This is a genomic window from Companilactobacillus kimchii DSM 13961 = JCM 10707 (assembly GCF_001435445.1).
In the GTDB taxonomy this organism is placed as follows: domain Bacteria; phylum Bacillota; class Bacilli; order Lactobacillales; family Lactobacillaceae; genus Companilactobacillus; species Companilactobacillus kimchii.
Genome location: NZ_AZDH01000004.1, coordinates 54,688 through 72,924, shown reverse-complemented (window position 1 = coordinate 72,924; position 18,237 = coordinate 54,688). Strand labels below are relative to the sequence as shown.

General features: G+C 34.9%; 15 protein-coding genes and 1 other annotated feature. Of the genes, 5 read left to right on the top strand and 10 right to left on the bottom strand.

The window, feature by feature from the left end; all coding sequences use genetic code 11:
- The first annotated feature begins 141 nt into the window (after positions 1-141).
- Both FC97_RS02600 and FC97_RS02595 read left to right on the top strand, forming a co-directional pair.
- Entirely contained in the window at positions 142-1,326 is a 1,185-nt protein-coding gene (locus tag FC97_RS02600) for an acetate/propionate family kinase (RefSeq protein ID WP_056967748.1), read from the top strand.
- A 222-nt stretch (positions 1,327-1,548) separates the two neighbouring features.
- Entirely contained in the window at positions 1,549-1,818 is a 270-nt protein-coding gene (locus tag FC97_RS02595; protein WP_371125788.1) for a SemiSWEET family transporter, read from the top strand.
- A gap of 59 nt (positions 1,819-1,877) precedes the next feature.
- Here the strand turns inward: FC97_RS02595 and FC97_RS02590 are convergent, their stop codons facing one another.
- From FC97_RS02590 to asnS, 3 genes are all read right to left on the bottom strand, one after another.
- Complete coding sequence (locus FC97_RS02590; RefSeq protein WP_054643784.1) at positions 1,878-3,404, bottom strand: ABC transporter permease/substrate-binding protein; 1,527 nt, start codon at positions 3,402-3,404, stop codon at positions 1,878-1,880.
- A complete protein-coding gene (locus FC97_RS02585; RefSeq protein WP_056967746.1) occupies positions 3,404-4,336 on the bottom strand; it encodes an ATP-binding cassette domain-containing protein in 933 nt (310 codons plus the stop codon). Before FC97_RS02585 ends, FC97_RS02590 begins: the two co-directional genes overlap by 1 nt.
- A gap of 402 nt (positions 4,337-4,738) precedes the next feature.
- The gene (gene asnS / locus FC97_RS02580; RefSeq protein WP_054643783.1) at positions 4,739-6,130 is read right to left on the bottom strand and encodes an asparagine--tRNA ligase; all 1,392 of its coding nucleotides are present in this window, start codon (positions 6,128-6,130) and stop codon (positions 4,739-4,741) included.
- 60 nt (positions 6,131-6,190) lie between these two features.
- Positions 6,191-6,424: a binding site (T-box leader), on the bottom strand.
- A 75-nt stretch (positions 6,425-6,499) separates the two neighbouring features.
- Here asnS and FC97_RS02575 point away from each other — a divergent pair.
- The 3 genes from FC97_RS02575 (at position 6,500) to FC97_RS02565 (ending at position 8,617) form a co-directional block, all read left to right on the top strand.
- Positions 6,500-7,216, top strand: coding sequence for an alpha/beta hydrolase (locus FC97_RS02575; protein WP_054643782.1), 717 nt, complete (start codon positions 6,500-6,502; stop codon positions 7,214-7,216).
- Between the two features lie 83 nt (positions 7,217-7,299).
- Positions 7,300-7,995 carry a hypothetical protein gene (locus FC97_RS02570; RefSeq protein WP_054643781.1) on the top strand — a complete coding sequence of 232 codons (696 nt, stop codon included), beginning with the start codon at positions 7,300-7,302 and terminating at the stop codon, positions 7,993-7,995.
- 79 nt (positions 7,996-8,074) lie between these two features.
- Complete coding sequence (locus FC97_RS02565; RefSeq protein WP_054643780.1) at positions 8,075-8,617, top strand: nucleoside/nucleotide kinase family protein; 543 nt, start codon at positions 8,075-8,077, stop codon at positions 8,615-8,617.
- Between the two features lie 156 nt (positions 8,618-8,773).
- Here the strand turns inward: FC97_RS02565 and FC97_RS02560 are convergent, their stop codons facing one another.
- The 7 genes from FC97_RS02560 to FC97_RS02530 all read right to left on the bottom strand — a co-directional run bounded on the left by FC97_RS02560 (position 8,774) and on the right by FC97_RS02530 (position 18,230).
- On the bottom strand, positions 8,774-10,009 hold the full coding sequence (locus FC97_RS02560; protein ID WP_054643779.1) for an acetate/propionate family kinase: 1,236 nt from the start codon (positions 10,007-10,009) through the stop codon (positions 8,774-8,776).
- Positions 10,010-10,315: 306 nt separating this feature from the next.
- Entirely contained in the window at positions 10,316-11,482 is a 1,167-nt protein-coding gene (locus FC97_RS02555; RefSeq protein ID WP_056967744.1) for a MalY/PatB family protein, read from the bottom strand.
- Between the two features lie 13 nt (positions 11,483-11,495).
- Positions 11,496-12,347, bottom strand: coding sequence for a DUF3737 family protein (locus FC97_RS02550; protein ID WP_054643778.1), 852 nt, complete (start codon positions 12,345-12,347; stop codon positions 11,496-11,498).
- A 112-nt stretch (positions 12,348-12,459) separates the two neighbouring features.
- Positions 12,460-14,259: an ABC transporter ATP-binding protein gene (locus FC97_RS02545; RefSeq protein WP_371125787.1), complete on the bottom strand. Its 1,800-nt coding sequence runs from the start codon at positions 14,257-14,259 to the stop codon at positions 12,460-12,462.
- Positions 14,246-16,009: an ABC transporter ATP-binding protein gene (locus FC97_RS02540; RefSeq protein WP_054643777.1), complete on the bottom strand. Its 1,764-nt coding sequence runs from the start codon at positions 16,007-16,009 to the stop codon at positions 14,246-14,248. The genes FC97_RS02545 and FC97_RS02540 overlap by 14 nt, the downstream gene beginning before the upstream one ends.
- Before the next feature lie 173 nt (positions 16,010-16,182).
- A complete protein-coding gene (locus FC97_RS02535; protein WP_054643776.1) occupies positions 16,183-17,283 on the bottom strand; it encodes a lactate oxidase in 1,101 nt (366 codons plus the stop codon).
- A 332-nt stretch (positions 17,284-17,615) separates the two neighbouring features.
- Positions 17,616-18,230, bottom strand: coding sequence for a TMEM175 family protein (locus tag FC97_RS02530; protein WP_054643775.1), 615 nt, complete (start codon positions 18,228-18,230; stop codon positions 17,616-17,618).
- Positions 18,231-18,237 lie beyond the last annotated feature (7 nt).

Genomic DNA, 18,237 nt, shown 5'->3' with positions numbered 1-18,237 from the left:
ACAATCCATGATTTTTTAAAACCTATAAAAATGTCTAACTTTTTTATTGCACTTCACCCCATGTTATTGCAATGACACGATTCTTTATATAACATATTTAATGATGAAAGCTTCATATTAATAGAAAAGAGTGATTTCGTAATGGAAAAAACGTTGATTGTCAACGCCGGCAGTTCATCATTAAAATGGAAATTGTTTGAAATGCCATCCGAAAAAGTTTTGGCAAGTGGTACTGTAGAAAGAATCAATGCCCCTGCTTCCTTCTTCAAAATGAAATATAATGGTAAGAAGTTCGAAAAAACACAAGATAACTTAACTCAAAATCAAGCTGCGCAAATGGTCTTTGAAGAGTTACAAAACTTAGACATTATCAAAGATCTATCAGAAATTACAGCCGTAGCACATCGTGTCGTTGCTGGAGGTCAAATCTTCAAGCATGCTGTTGAAATTACACCTGACGTGTTGCAACAAATCAAGGATCTTAGCGATTTTGCTCCCCTCCACAATCCCATGGAAGCTAAGGGAATTGAAACAATGGCCGAAACTTTGCCTAACGTTAAGCAATATGCCGTCTTTGATAGTCAATTTTTCACTGACTTACCTGAAAAAAATGCTATCTACAGTTTACCTTACGAATTAACTAAGAAATATCAGATCCGCCGTTATGGTGAACACGGTATTTCTCACACTTACTTGACAAAACGTGCCTCTGAATTGCTTAACAAGTCACAATCAGATGTCAATTTAGTAACCATGCATCTAGGTAGCGGTGCATCACTCGCCGCTGTTAAAAATGGTAAGGCTTTTGACACTTCAATGGGATTCACACCTCTCAATGGTGTAACCATGGGAACACGTTCCGGAGACATCGATCCAGCTTTGGTGCCCTTTTTGATGAAAGAATTAAAGCTTGACGATCCTAATCAAGTCCTAGATATTTTCAATCAAAAATCTGGTCTCTTAGGTATTGCTGAATTCTCTTCCGATATGCGTGATATCAAAGCCCAAGAGGATACCAATGAACAAGCTAAGCTAGCTATTGATATTTTTGTTAACCGCGTTGTTAAATATGCTGGTAGTTTCCTAACTGAATTACATCATGCCGATGCTCTAGTCTTTGCTGGTGGTATTGCCGAGAACAATGCTTGGTTAAGAAAACAGATTATCGATGAACTTTCTATCTTCAACGTAAAGTTGGATGATAAGTTAAATGAAGCCGCTCAAGAAGGACTTATCAGTAGCCCTGATTCTGCCATCAAGGTTTTCTTGATTCCTACTGATGAGGAGTTAATGATGGTACGCCAGGTCGCTGAAATTCACAATTAAAATTTACTATAAAAGACGTTGGTCACACGGACTAACGTCTTTTTGTTTCCCAGTCTTGTGAAACATCATATTGATTGACAATACATTTTGTCTGGTTTATTTTGTAATTATGGTCAATTGGTGCGAATTAATTATATCAACAATGACTTTTTTTAAATATACATATTCTACTAATAGAAAGACGGTTTGTAACACGAAGGGAAGTTAATTCAATTGAAGAAGATTAGTTCAGAAAAAGTAGAGAAAATCGGAACAGTCGCGAGTGCCATGTCTGTTCTAATGTACGTTTCATATATTCCCCAGATTATATCCAACCTATCTGGTAGTAAGGGAAATCCTATACAACCACTCGTTGCTTTTATCAACTGTACTATTTGGACAGCTTACGGATTACTCAAGAAGGAAAAGGATTGGCCAATTGTTTGGGCTAATATTCCTGGTATTTTTCTTGGAGCAGCAACTTTCATCACTGCAATATTTAATTTTGGTTAAAAAAAGCATCTATCTAGAGTACGCATAAACTTATGCCTCTGATAGATGTCTTTTTATTTTTACTTCAATAAACCTTTTTTAACTAAATAATCATGAGCCACTACACTGGCCTTCTTATTCTTAACACTGACTTGATAATTCATCTTCTGCATATCTTCTGCAGAAATCTTACCAGCCAACTTATTCAAACTTTTAACAACCCCAGGATTCTTTTTAGCAAAACTTTCATTCATCAAAGGAGCACCCTGATATGGTGGGAAGAAATGCTTATCATCCTTCAAGACCACTAAATGATATTGTTGGACTTGCGGATCTGTCGTATAGCCATCTACTAAATTAACGCGGTCATTAGCAATCGCCTTATAACGTAAAGATGGTTCCATCCGTTTAACACTACCGAAGTTTAAATTATATTTCTTCTTCAATCCTAAGTATCCATCAGCTTGATTAGAAAAATCAGGATCAAATCCGGCAATAACTTTATCTCCTACTCGTTGTAGATCACTTAACTTCGTAACATGATACTTCTTAGAAAATTCTTTTGTTACAGCCAAGTCATAGCCATTCTCGTATTTCATTGGCTTTAAGAAACTCATGTTCTGTTGTTCAGACAATTCTCGTTTAGCAATTTGATAAGTCTCTTCCGGATTCTTAGGTGTCGGCTTATCGTATTTCACTAATGCTTCCAAAACTGTCCCTGTGAATTCTGGATAAATATCAACATCTTGTCGTTTCAAAGCTTTATATAAGAATGTTGTTGCACCAAAATTAGGTTTCAAAGTAACTTGAGCCTTAGGATTATCCTGTTTGATCAAATCTTTATACATATTGATCAATATTTCTGGCTCACTACCCAATTTACCAGCAATTGTAATTTGGACTGGTTGCGGTTTTACCATTTGATAAATCTTATTGCCACCAAATCCTAGTAACATCAATAGTATTACTACACCACCAGCATAAATCCGACGTTTAGATGAACCAATAAACTTCAAAAGGCCACTGAAGATAAAGGCTAATAGGGCTGACAAAACACCACCAATAATTAGATAGTAATTATTATTTTGTTGAATACCCAGCATAATATAATCACCTAAACCACCAGCACCAATGAAGGCAGCTAATGTGGCAGTACCAATAATCATAACTAAAGCAATTCTAATCCCTGAAATAATCATCGGTAAAGCTAGTGGAAATTCCAAACGCTGCAATCTCTTCCACTTAGATAGTCCAAAAGCAACCGCAGCTTCCTCTAGATTAGGATCAATATTAGTCAATCCTGAATAAGTATTTTGATACAACGGCATAATAGCATACATAGTTAATGCCACTACTGCTGGCACCGTTCCAATTCCTACAAGTGGAATTAATAATCCTAACAATGCCAAACTAGGAATGGTTTGAATAATCCCGGCAATCTGGAGTCCTACTTCACCAAAACGACGATGGTTTCGTAATAAAATTGCTAACGGAATCGCAATTAACATGGCAATCAACAATGAAATAAAAGAAATACCAATATGTTCATACAATGATTTTAATATTTCGGCACGTTGACTGACTAAAGTCTGTAATAACATTTGCATTATTGATTGTCCCCCTCTTTTTCAAAATATGCTAACAATTGTTGAGGGGTCAATGAATAAGCCTTATTCTGATAGCTAAATTTTATCTCAGTATGATCTTTTAAACTGTTAACTAATTCGCCAAACTGCTCCACCTCAGGATAATCAGTTGAGTTTTGAATTTCTGTTAAAACTTTTGATCCAATTAAAAAATCCATATTCCACCAATGTGGTGTCTTAGTACCAAAGAATTTTTTAACGAAGTCATTGGCTGGATTTTGCATAATCTCATGTGGTGTTCCTACTTGTTGAACCTCACCTTGATTTAAAATAGCAATTTTTTGCCCCATCCGTAAAGCTTCCTGCATATCATGTGTTACAAAAACAACTGTCATCTTATATTTTTCATGCAATTTCAAGACCAAATCCTGTGATTTACGTCTCAAAACGGGATCCAAGGCGCTGAATGATTCATCCATCAAAACTAATTTAGGACTAGTTGCCAAGGCACGAATAATCGCGACACGTTGTTGTTGTCCACCAGATAATTCGTCAGGCATTCTTTTAGCATACTTTTTAGGATCAAGTTCAACTGACTCCAATAATTCAGCAGCACGTTGATGACGTTCTTGTTTAGAAACACCTTTTTGTTCCAATTGAATGGCTATATTATCTTCTACATTTAGATTGGGAAATAAACTACTATCTTGTAAAACATAGCCCATGTCTAAACGTAGCTTTTGTACATCATAATCCTTAATTCTCTTATCGTCGAAATAAACATCCCCATCGGTAGGAACTGTTAATTTGTTCAGCATTCTCAATAATGTGGTTTTACCACTACCACTGGGACCAACCAAAACAAATAGTTCACCATCATCGATCGTTAAATTGATATCATGTAAAACGACGTTTTTTTCGTACTTCATGCCGACATCTTTATAGGTTATCAATTTATTTCCCCTCTCTAAAATTGACTTACTTTAATAATAAATATCTTCCGACTTTTAAACAAAAAATTAGCATAATAATATTTATTTAAATAACAATAGTTATTCATTTCTTCATTCTTCAAAGAATAAACTATCCATCCACGTTACAGTCAAGTTTTTTCTGTGTATTTATAAAACATCTTTTTAGAAACTATTTACAATAATATTCTTATATAAAATTAAATACATTTATTTAATTAAGTCTTTTAGTCAAAAAATGTTATTTTTTTAAGCACAAAAAAGACCAGGACCATAATCATTTTGATTATAGTCCTGATCTTCTTCATTTATTTTTTTATAACCATAATTCTATACTTTATAGTAGAAACGAGTTACACAAGCCAGATTTCTGTGCTCTCTGTCCTAGAATTCGGCATTACCTGGTGTTCTTGGGTAAGCAATGACGTCACGAATATTTTCCATACCTGTGATGTACATAACTAATCTTTCAAATCCAATACCGAAACCTGAGTGAACTGTACCACCGTACTTACGTAATTCTAAGTACCACTTGTAGTCGTCTTCGTTCATATCAAGCTCTGACATTCTCTCTTCAAGCTTATCAAGACGTTCCTCACGTTGTGAACCACCAATCAATTCACCGATTTCAGGAACTAACAAGTCAGCTGCAGCAACGGTCTTACCATCTTCGTTAGCACGCATGTAGAAGGCTTTGAATTCCTTAGGATAATCAGTAATGAAGACAGGCTTCTTGTAAACTTTTTCTGATAAGTAACGTTCATGTTCTGATTCAAGGTCAAGTCCCCAGTAAGGTTTAACTTCGAATTCAACATCAGTAGCTTTTTCAAGAATATCGATTGCATCAGTATAAGTAACATGAGCAAATTCTTCGCCAGCTGTAGCCTTCAAACGGTCAATCAATGTATTATCAACGTTTTCGTTCAAGAAATCTAATTCTTCTTTAGCGTTATCCATTACATAGTTGATAACATATTTAAGCAACTCTTCTGAACAGTCCATCTCATCTTTAAGATCAGCGAATGCCATTTCTGGTTCAATCATCCAGAATTCAGAAGCGTGACGTCCAGTATGAGAATTCTCAGCTCTAAAAGTTGGTCCAAATGTGTAGACATTTCTGAAGGCCAAAGCAAATGGTTCAACTTCTAGTTGTCCACTAACTGTTAGGTTAGTTTCCTTCTTAAAGAAGTCCTCGTTGTAATCAACTTTGCCATCGTCAGTCTTTGGTACGTTGTTCATATCCAATGTTGTTACTTGGAACATTTCACCGGCACCTTCGGCATCTGAACTTGTGATGATTGGTGTGTGAACGTAAACAAAGCCGTTGTGTTGTAGATATTCATGAATAGCAAAAGCAGCTAGTGAACGGATTCTAAATACTGAGTAGAAAGTATTTGTTCTAGGACGCAAGTGAGCTACAGTTCTCATAAATTCATATGAGTGGGCTTTCTTTTGTAGTGGGTAATCTGAATCTGAAGCACCCTCTTCAACTACTTCAGTAGCATGAATTTCAAATGGTTGTTGTGCCTTAGGAGTAAGAGCCACTTCACCAACAACTTTAATTGTTGTACTGATTGGGAACTTAACAACATCAGCATAGTTATCCATATCACTAGTAATAACTACTTGAACATTCTTAAAGAATGAACCATCATTTAATTCAATAAAACCTACTCGTTTTGAACCTCTGATTGTACGGATCCAACCATTAAGCGTGACTTGATCACCGTCAGCAAATTCTTTTTTATATAAATCTTTAACTAGAACGTTTTGCATTGATTTCTCCTTTTCACATCTGGAATACTGTAGACGAAAAAAAGATCCTCCATCCCCAATAAAAGGGACGAAAGATCTTTCCGCGGTACCACCCAAGTTTTTTAAAAAAACACCTCAAAAGTACATTAAATACTCTCCAATTATAACGTACTGGGTCACGTCTAAACCTACTCTCTAATGATTTCAGCTAGAATAACAAAGATGTTTTTCCCATATACCGACACGTTAAGTTCTCACTCACCTTAACTCCCTGTGGATAAAGTATACAGTACTCCTTCTTTTAATATCTTTAGATATATTAATTTTCTTAAATGTAGCATAACTTTGACCAAATTGTAAAGTAGAATATAGATATTGAGGAGGAAGATCATGAAAAAATTCTTTAAGTGGCTAATTGGTATCATTATTGCCATCGTCGCAATCATACTAATTTCTACTATTGTCGTCAAAAATAAGGAATACCAACCTTCGACTGCGGCAATATCAGCTAGTAAGGTCAGTACCACAGATAACAATATAACTAAATTTTCAGGAAACGACCAAAATCCTAAAGTTATTTTCTATCCTGGCGCTTTAGTAGAACCCAAGAGTTACAGTATCTGGGCCCAAAAAGTTGCTCAAGCGGGATATTCAGTTTACATTGTGAGATTTCCATTAGACCTAGCTGTTCTAAAAACCAACATGGCTAATCAAGTTTCTAAAAATAATGGATACGTTATTGGAGGTCACTCATTAGGCGGAACTATGGCTAGTCGCTATGCTCACAATAATCCTAAGAATTTAAAGGGAATCTTTTTCTTAGCCAGCTATCCTGAGAAAAAAGGTGATTTACGGAAAACTAAGGTCCCAGTTTTATCAATTACTGCTTCAAATGATGGAGTTTTAAAATGGAAAAACTACAATAAGGCCAAAAAGTTACTACCAAGTAATACACTTTATGAACAAATTTCAGGAGGTAATCACGCCGGCTTTGGTAGCTATGGCAAACAGAGTGGCGATAAAGCAGCCTCCATTAGTAATCAGGAACAACAAAATATTGTAAGTAAATTATTAATAAATTGGCTAAATAAAAAAATTATCAAATAAATTAAAACGTTTTCATAAATTCCCACAAAAGCGCATACATCTTTGTTATACTGTCACTAGTCGCTACAATTTTTGGGGGAAACATGACTATTTTATTTGATAAGAAATTAACTTTAAACGAGGATTCAACAACTTTTATTGAGAACTATATTAATTACGTAAGAACCATCAATCCCGAAGATTTATATGAAGGTAAAAAAGATAAAAATATTCTAAAAAATAAATTCATTTTTCGGATTCATCAATTGGCTAATCTTGACTCAGCCGTTGTCAGCTTAGATATATTTGATAAGAAAATTAATGTCCTAGCCCGTATTCCCGGTTTTGAAACTGTTGTGATCGGCTCCTATCCACTAAATTCTCATCTTAAAAAGATTATGTCTCAAGGAGTTTATCCCACAATAAAAATAACCGGTGGTAGATACAAAAAAGTTGTTCCGACTGATTTTGATAAAGATATTATAAAAAATGGTTTTGAACCATATGGAATAATCCTTGAGCTTCATCAAGTTGAAAATGTTGTCTATAAATCAAGAAAAATCGATATTATTTACAAATATGTCTTTAAAAGTGAACGTAGTCTCGTCAACGTTTCAAAAATCTTAATGTTGTGTTTTGCCCTCTTCGGCCTTGTATTAGGATTAGGCTTCATGTTCTTAGGTTTCTTCATGACTGGCTTAATGGTGATTGTCGCCTTCTTCGGCGTTAACTCCTATACCTTAATCTTGTCGGATACTTATAAACCTAAACAAGAATTGAATCAAACCCAAACAAATTAATCTAAAAAGGTGTTCATATTTTGAACGCCTTTTTATTTTCCCAATAGAAGAGTTATATTACTTTTAGGAAGTGAAGAATATGTTAAAAAGCTATGTCATTGTCATAAGTGGCGTCACTGCTAGTGGAAAAACCACCTTAATTCAGGAACTAAATCATAAATTACCTGATAGTACCGTTATTTCCTTTGACGACTACAGTATAGATGCCTTACCTTCTGCACCGCCTATTGATACATCAATTCAGGAAGCTGTTAACCAGTATGATATCAGTATATTAATGGATGATTTCCTTAAAGTTTACAATAAATATCATTTCATACTAGTCGACTTTCCCTTTGGATATAAGCATGACGCATTGAAACCCTATATCGACAAAGTTATCTATGTTAAAACACCCCTAGATGTTTGCTTTGCTCGTCAAATTCTACGTGACTACACAAACAATGATGGTGAACAGATACGTGATTGGGCTAAAACGTATTTAGATTTTGCTAGACCAATCTTTGTTAACCACAGCAAATATATTAGTAGTGATGCAGATTTGGTTGTTGACGGTCTATTACCACTGGACAAAAAAATTGAACTAATTCTAAATGAGTTTAAACTGTATAATCTTTTCTAAGCTCTTTAAAAAATAATAACTACAATCAAACTAATTTTCTTCTTCAGAAACTAAAACGGCATCCATTTAGAAGTGTAATTATATACACTTATTCTAAATGGATACCGTTATTTTTTTAAAATTCAGAAGGAAAATAATAAATAGAACCGTTTACCATTAAAGTGTGCTTACTGTTTCTTGATACTTATCATTGTGAACATTCTCGTTACCAGTTAAACGAACAACATCTCTTAAAATCATTAACTCTTCATTAGTTGGAATGACTAATACATCACTTTGAGAGTCTTCTGAACTGATTTTACGAGTTCCTTTACTATTTCTATTGGCATCATCATCTAGCTTAATACCCATATAACGGAAATGTTCCATAATCATTGATCGAATATCCGGATTATTTTCACCAGTTCCCGCAGTAAAGATAATGGCATCTACACCATCCATTAAAGAAATATATGAACCGATATACTTAACAATCCGATTTATATACATATCTACAGCTAATTTAGCTCTAGGATTTTCATCTTTAACTGCCATTAAATCTCGAAGGTCGGCCGATATGCCCGAAATACCTAATAAACCAGATTCATTATTCAAAATGTCAGTCATCTTATCAGCATCAGTAATATTTAATTTCTTCATAAGATATGTCACTAATGATGGATCAATATCCCCTGCACGTGAACTCATCATTAAGCCTGACTCTGGAGTAAAGCCCATCGATGTATCTATTGATTTTCCATTTTCAATAGCATCTATCGAAGCTCCGCTACCCAAGTGACAGGAAATGATCCGAAGCTTATCTATTGGTTTTCCTAAAAACTCAGCGGCTTGTGTAGATACATATCGGTGGCTAATACCTTGTGCGCCAAATTTACGAACTCCATATTTTTCGTAATATTCATAAGGAACTCCATACAAATAATTTGCTGGCGTTAGTGTTTGATGGAATGAGGTATCAAACGCTGCGACTTGTATTGCATCTGGTAATAATTTTTCAAATGCCTCAATACCTGCAACCTGACTGGGATTATGCAACGGTGCTAATTCTGATAATTCACTAATTTGACTTATAACCTTTGAATCAACTACAACCGAATCTTTAAAAATAGTGCCACCGGCAACAACTCTGTGGCCGACTCGTGTAATCTCATCATAACTTTTAATTGCTTTTATACTAAGCAAAGTATGCAACGTTAACGTCACAGCAGATTCATGCGTTGGCACATATTTATTTTCGCTTAATTTTTTTCCATCAAATTTTATTTTAAAAACGGAATCTTCTTTACCTAAACGATCGACCATACCTTCAGCGATACATTTCTCATCTTGTAAATTAAATAATTTCCACTTAAAAGTTGAACTTCCTGAATTGACAATTAATACTTTTGACATTTATATCACCAACCAATTACTAAAATATTATACTTATTCACCAATTAATATATTATATTTTGTAACCGTTGTCAACGATTGGAACGTACCATTTAATTATGTGGTTATAACCATAACTTGATTATTTCACGATTATACTTAGTGTAAGATTCCGTCGTCCTATATTATTTATTTCAAATAATTCAGAAATCAAAAACAGCACCTATTTAAGATAAACGTATTTATACGTTTTCAAATAGATGCTGCCATTTTAAATATTTAGAAAAAAGATAATAAATAGAACTCGGTTAAAACCTTTCTCATTTTCTATTTATAATCATTTATACCTTTTTGTAGACGGTTCAAACCATCTTGGATCATTTCTGTTGGACTTGCAATATTCATACGAATAAAGTGTTGTCCATCTCCACCATAGACATCTCCGGGTGTAACGATCAAACCAGTATCTTTACGAATGAAATCAGTCAATTCATCAACGTTTTCTGTAATCTTAGAAACATCGAACCAAAGTAAGTATGTGGCATCGCCTCGAACCCATTTGATGTCTGGGACATTCTCAGCTAAGAAATCTAAAACTAATTTTCTATTTTCCAAAACTTTTTGTTTCAATTGTTGTAACCACTCATGACCCTTTGTATAGGCCGCAATTGTTCCAGGAACGGCTACTAAGTTAGGTTCTGCTAGTTCCTCACTATTCAAACTGCGACTCACTTGAGCTCTTAAATTAGCATCTGGCACAATTACCGTTGAAGCATGTAAAGCGGCAACATTAAAGGTCTTACTTGGTGATACAGCAACAATAACATTCTTAAGATATTTTTCTTCTAATCCGAAAACAGGATTATAGCCTTTTTCGTTAAAAGTAACATCCCCATGAATTTCATCACTGAATAATTTAACGTCATCTTTTAAAGATAAGGCTGCGATCTTAGTTAATTCATCAACTGTCCAAATCTTTCCTACTGGATTGTGAGGATTGCATAGGATCATCATATTAGTCAGCGGATCACTCATTTTCTTTTCCAAATCATCAAAATTAATCGAATATTGATGATTTGCTTGATCGTAAACTAAATCATTCGAAACAACATGACGACCATTATTCACAATCGAATTGTAAAAGACATTGTAAACTGGTGCTTGAACTAAAACATTATCACCTAACGAAGTTAATCGACGCACTGCCGAAGAAATAGAAGGTACTACTCCAGTAGCAAAGACCATCCAGTCTTCATGTGGACGTACGTGATGTTCTGTTTCATACCAATCGGCTACAGCTTTACGATATTCATCAGGAATTTCCTCATAACCAAATAATCCCATTGAAATCTTATCTTGCAGAGCTTGAATGATTTCTGGAGCTGTCTTGAAATCCATATCGGCAATTGTCATAGGCAATTCATTTTGTCCGACATCCCACTTAGCTGAATTTCCAGCACGTTTTTTATTTAATGTTTCAAAATCATAATCCATCAGGCCACTCTCCTTAAACTTTTTGAGCTACTTTGATTGAGGTCTTAGTCTTATCAATTTCAGGATCATCAAAAATAATTTCATCAACGGATTTAACTTGAATTGAACCACTGATTGGATTCTTAATACTCATAACATCAGTTGTAATCTCAGCATCAATGTTTGAACAATATTCAAAGGCCAAATCAGTTCTGAGCAATTTACAGTTAACCATCTTTAAGCCATCGATATAACAAAGGCCTTGATCACTTTCAATTGTACAATTAATCAAAGTAATATTCTTAGTGTTCCAAGCTAAATATTCACCACTAATTTTTGAATCATAAATTGTAACATTATCACAATTCCAGAAAGCATCTTTTGATACAAAACTAGAATTGTGAATTTCAACATTCTTGGCACCATCGAAAACATAATTACCAACAACATTTAAATTCTCAGCATATATATTTTCACTGTCTTTACCAAAGTAATTGCCGTTTACTTCAACATCTTTCATCTTAATATCTTTACAAGTCCACATTGTTTCCTCAGCATCAGCAAAATGAACATTGTTCAATCTAATGTCAGATGCACGACGGAAAAGCTTGGGTGCTTGAAGTGCTGAATCGTTGATTTCGATATCATCGGTATACCAGATACCTGAACGTGACATTGTTTCAAAAATAGAATCATCAACCTTAACATGCTTAGCATACCAAAGTGGATATTTCCATTTGAAAACGACATCGTTTAAATCAATATTACGTGCTTCTTTAAGTGGAGATTCACCTTCACCAAATGTTGTATCAGTTATTTGAGCATCATGTTCTTTGAATAAAGGACGTTCACCATCAAAATAACCTTCATTTATTTGCTTCTTCATTTAATTACCAAACCTTTTTGTAAAAATTTTTCTAACGATAATAATTATTATCCATCGGTACTAATATGTTAAATACTTATTTTAAATACTTAACTATACATTTTTGTTATGGCTAATTATTTTCTACTGACTGTAGAGCATACAGTTCGGCATACTTGCCACCTAAAGCTAATAGTTCTTCATGAGTGCCACGTTCAACAATTCTACCTGCACTCAAAACCAGTATCTGATCAGCATCTTGAACCGTCGATAATCTATGTGCAATTGAAATAGTCGTCCGATCATCACGCATTTTTTTCAAGCTCTTCGTGATACTCTGTTCGGTCTGTGGATCGATATTAGCAGTTGCTTCATCCAAAATTAAGACTTTGGGATTTCTAACAATTGTTCTTGCAAAAGAGATTAATTGTCGCTGACCTGTCGAGAAACTTCCACCACGTTCAGTTACTGGAGCATGGTATTTTTCAGGTAATTTCTCAATAAACTCATCCGCATCAACAAATTTAGCTGCTTGTTCAACTTGTTCATCAGTAATTTTGTCATCGAACATTCGGATGTTTTTAGCAATATCACCATAGAACAAATACGGTTCCTGAATGACTAAACCTAATTGACGACGTAATTCCTGAGTAGAATAATCACGAATGTCATGATCGTCAATTAAAATTTGTCCTTCACCAAACTCATAGAAACGTAACATGATATTGATGATTGAACTCTTTCCACTACCAGTGTGACCAACAAAGGCAATATTCTCACCCGGTTCAACAGTAAACGAAATATCCTTCAAAATGGGTTCATCAGGATTATAACCGAAAGTAACGTGACGGAACTCAATTTTACCTTCAACAATTTTTTTCTTACTGTCCTCGTTCTGCTTAGGTGCATAAGAATCGTTGTTAAACATTCGCATAATTCGATAACCAGCAACCAAACCATCTTGGAAGAAGGACATATAGTTCATTACATTAGACAACGGATTAAAGAAGTTTTGTTGGTATGACAAGAAGGCATAAATCACACCCGCTGCTACCAAACTATTCATACTCTTCATTCCAAAGCCTAATAACGCAACTAATTCAGCCAAAGTAAACATCAAATTAATCATTGGATTCAGCAAAAATGAATTAACATTAATCATTTGCGAACGCATTTGATAATAGGCATTATTCTTATTTTCGAATTCAGCTGTTTTACGTCCCTGTTGACCAAATTGTTGGATAACACTGATACCCATTAAAGATTCATTCAGTTTAGTATTGATTTGGCTCAAATACTCACGTAAACGTTGATAAATTTTCGAACTAATATGTTGATAAACCCAAACGACCAAATACAAAAGTACTACGAACAGAGCCGTAAAAATGGCCAAAGGTACACTAACTGATGCCATAGCGATAAATGAGGATATCATTGAGAATAACGCAATGATGATCATCAAAAACAAAGTCCAAAAGTTGTATAAAGTTTTAGTATCATTAGTTACACGTGACACGATTGAACCGGCCGGCGTAACATCGAAATACTTCAGGCCTAAAGTATGTAACTTATGAAATAATTGGCTTCTAATTCTCTCCAAAGTTCGTTCAGCGCCCATTGAGAAGAAGAAATTCTGAATGAATTGCACAATAGCCTGAATAATAGTTCCAATTGCATACAGAATTGCAAAACCAATAATCAATTGCACACCAGTACTCTGGTTAGTCAAATAATGATCCATATAGTACTGCAACATTCTAGGTAGCATAATATTAATGACACTCAAAACGATAGCAAAACCAATAGCAATTCCAAACTGCATTTTAAATTCCCAGGCAAATTGAAAAAGCCACTTCAGAATCTTATTTCGATCTTTGTGCGACAATGATTGCACAGTCTTTAAGATATTCTCTTGTTCATTATTTTTCATCATTCAGCCTCCCCTCTAACTCGGCTGTCTTTTCTTGCAAGTGGAAGGTATCATAATACCAACCCTTTTGAGCCAATAACTCTTGATGAGTACCTTTTTCAAGAATAGTTCCGTGATCCATAACCAATATCTGGTCAGCTGCCTCAACAGAACTTAAACGACTGGCGGCAATAATAGTTGTCGCATTCTTACGATTATGAGCAATTCTTTGTTCAATATTACGTTCAGTTTTAAAATCGACTGCAGACAAAGAATCATCCAGAATCAACAATTTAGGATCACTCAAAATAGCTCTAGCAATTGCTAAACGTTGCTTCTGTCCGCCAGACAATGACACTCCTAATTCACCGACCTCTGTATCGTAGCCATTGGGCATCTTTTCGATATCAGCATCAAGATCAGCTACTCGACTAGCATCTTCAACTTGTGCCTGATTAGCTTCCATATTGGCAAAACGAACATTATCTCTAATATCAGTTGAGAATAAGAAATTAGTCTGTGGTACATAACCAATCGTGTTTAAATAATTATCGATATCATACTTACGAATATCATTTTCACCCATCTTGATTGAGCCATCATAATGATCAAAGTCACGCATCAAAAGACTGATAATGGTTGATTTACCACCACCAGTTGGACCTACAATACCCAACGTTTGGCCTTCTTTTAATTCAAAATGAACATCGTGTAAAGCTGTAGCACTATCATCGTCTGGATAATGGAATGAATGAACATTAAAACTCAAATTACAATCTGTAATTGTTTCAATTGCATGTTTAGGACGAATCAACGAAGACTTTTCACCCAATAAGTCACTAATACGATCATAACTAGCTGAACCACGTTCCAAGACATTGAACAAACTACCAACAGCGTACATTGGCCATGTTAACTGAGTCATATATGTAATGAACGAAACTAACTGACCAATTGTGATCTGCTTGTTCAATACTGACAAACCACCGAAAATAATTGTAATTACATATGAGATACCCATGATCAATGTCGTCAATGGATCAAATAGAGCATCCAAACGATAGGAGCGCCGATTGGCCCTGATATTATCATCAACATAATTGTTGAAATCAGCCTCATCTTCACGTTCCTGACCAAGAGCCTTTAAAACTTTAATACCGACAATACTTTCTTGTGTTTTATTATTGATACTAGAGAACTCCGCTTGTGATTTGGAAAAGGCATCATGAACTTTACCCCCTAAAATATTAGCCATGAATCCTAAAAGAATAAGTGGCAATACCGCCAGAACCGTTAATTTCCAGCCAATAAATAATCCCATGGCCAGAATAGTAGAAGTTCCGGTAATTATGGAGTCAGCTAAAGTTAAAATACCTGGCCCCGCAACATCACGCACCGCATCAATATCATTGGTAGCGTGTGCCATTAAATCACCAGTACGCCATTTTTTATAAAAAGTGGCATCCATCTTCATAAATTGTCGATAGAGTCTACTTCTAAGATCCCTCTCTAAAACGAACGAACTACCAAATATCATTTTTCGCCATAAAAATCTTAAAAGATATTGTGCAATCGCTGTCCCTAAAAAGATCAACATACTTACTAATAGGAAATTACCCGTGACGTTACGTTTACTAACAGCATCAACGACATTCCCGATAATTTTGGGAGGAATAACATTTACAATTGCGACAATTATTAAAGCTATAACTCCGATTAAATATTGTTTCCATTGGCTTTTGAAAAACCATTTTAATCGTGAAAAAATCCCCATGTTATCTCACCTACAATCTAAAAAATACATTATTAATACCTTACACCCTAAAGTTAACTTTAAGGCAACTTAGAAAACGTTTTCTGACTATTTTTTTAATTTTATTACAAAAAATAGCGATATTCTCATAATTAAATAAGAATACCGCTATTTAAAATCAAATTAAACTATTATTACCAAAGTAATTCAGTGTTTTTAACATCATTGATTGTCTTTGTACCAGCCAATTGCATAGTAATGGACAATTCCATATTCAAATGCTCAATTACATCTGTTACACCTTGAGCACCACCGAGGTTCAATCCATAAATAATTGGACGACCGATAGCAACTAAGTCAGCACCACTAGCCAAGGCCTTGAAGACATGTTCACCACGACGAACACCACTATCAAAGATAACTGGTACACGTTGATCAACTGCATCAGCAATGTCTGGCAAAACTTCAAATGAGGCTGGACCACCATCTAGTTGACGGCCACCATGGTTAGATACCCAAATACCATCAGCACCAAACTCGATAGCCAATTCAGCGTCGTCCGGTGATTGGATACCCTTAACGATAACTGGTAAGCCAGACATATTCTTGATCTTTTGAATATCTGTAGGTACGATTCCTTGTTTAGCTGAAGCATAAATTTCAGAGATACCCTTTCCTTCACCATCACCAGCTGAATATCCAGCCAAGTTAGGCATTGGAAGTGGAAATTGGAACTTGTTAGCAACATCAGCTTCACGATAACCACCTAAAGTGGAATCAACAGTTAAGACAATTGCCTTAGCACCGGCGGCAACGGCTTTTTTGATTAGAAATTCATTAAAGTTATCATCTTTACTCATATATAATTGGAAAAACTGTGGAGCATCAGGAGCAGCAGCTGCGGCATCCTCAATTGAAGTACTTGCATAAGTGCTGATTGAGAAGATAGAACCAGCGGCAGCTACACCTTTAGCTGTATCAGTTTCACCTTTAGCGTGTGCTAAACCTTGAGCAGCTGAAGGTGCTTGAATAATAGGGGTCTTCAAATCAATATCCCATAATTTAGTACTTAGATCTGCATGATCGATACCTTGGAGTACACGTGGTTCAATCTTTCTCTTATTAAAGGATTCAGTATTTTGCTTCTTAGTCCACTCGTCTTCAGAACCACCACTGATATAACCAAAGGCACCTTTTTCATTACTCATATGATCCTTCACACGAGCTTCTAGACCAGCAATATTTAGAATATCTACATGATTCTCAGCAGTACTTGCTTCATACTTCTTCTTCATTAAAAATCCCATCCTTTTTACTTGTATTTGTTCAACAGGATCAGTTTAACCTACATTTGTAAATTTTGCTGGAATTTGTTCCGAAAATATCAATTTTTCTTTTAATATTAATGAAATAATTTATTTAATATTAGTGACTAAAATATTATAAAAAATAGTGTGTAATTTGATTAGAATTAGTGTTGAACGTTGCTTTCCACAACAAGTCCAATTGTCCCAGATAATAAATAAGAACAGTCCCTACCAAGAAGTTCAAGTACACCTTGAACACCTGATGAAAACTGTCCTCTTAATTTAAAACTTCTATCTGATTATGAAGAAGGATTCTAAACTTATCTATGCCCTAAGACATTACTTAATCGTAGATAGGCTATAAAGTGAAATCCAATTCCTGCCAACAAGAAAAATGCCCCTAATGGAACGGAAAACAATGAACTGATAATGGCTAGGATGTAAAGACTAACGCTGACTAAAGGATCATATTTATTCTTAGCAAAAGCACTGTTCTCCATTCGATTCGACTTGAGTTCATGATGTTTGCCAATATATGAGTACAAAATATAAAACATAAACGAAATAATCAGCGCCACTAAGTCATAAGTAATAAAAGCCACTCTGATGTCGTTCAAATTTCCTCGGCTTAATGTGTCAGCTACTAATGCCATTGGATAATTAATCAGAGTAATTGTAAACAGCATTAAAAGATTGATCAAATTCAAATTACGATTGATGGCTTTGAGTGCATTGAAATAATCGTGATGAAATAACCACAATGTACCGACATAAAAATATGAAACCACATAGGCTATCAGAATCGGCCATTGATGAAACATAGCCACCAATAAGTGACCAGATTTAAAACTTGGAACTGTAAATTCCAAAACTAAAATAGTAATCAAAATGGCAAAGACGCCATCGCTAAATGCTAATAATCTATCTTTAGTCACTAGAAAT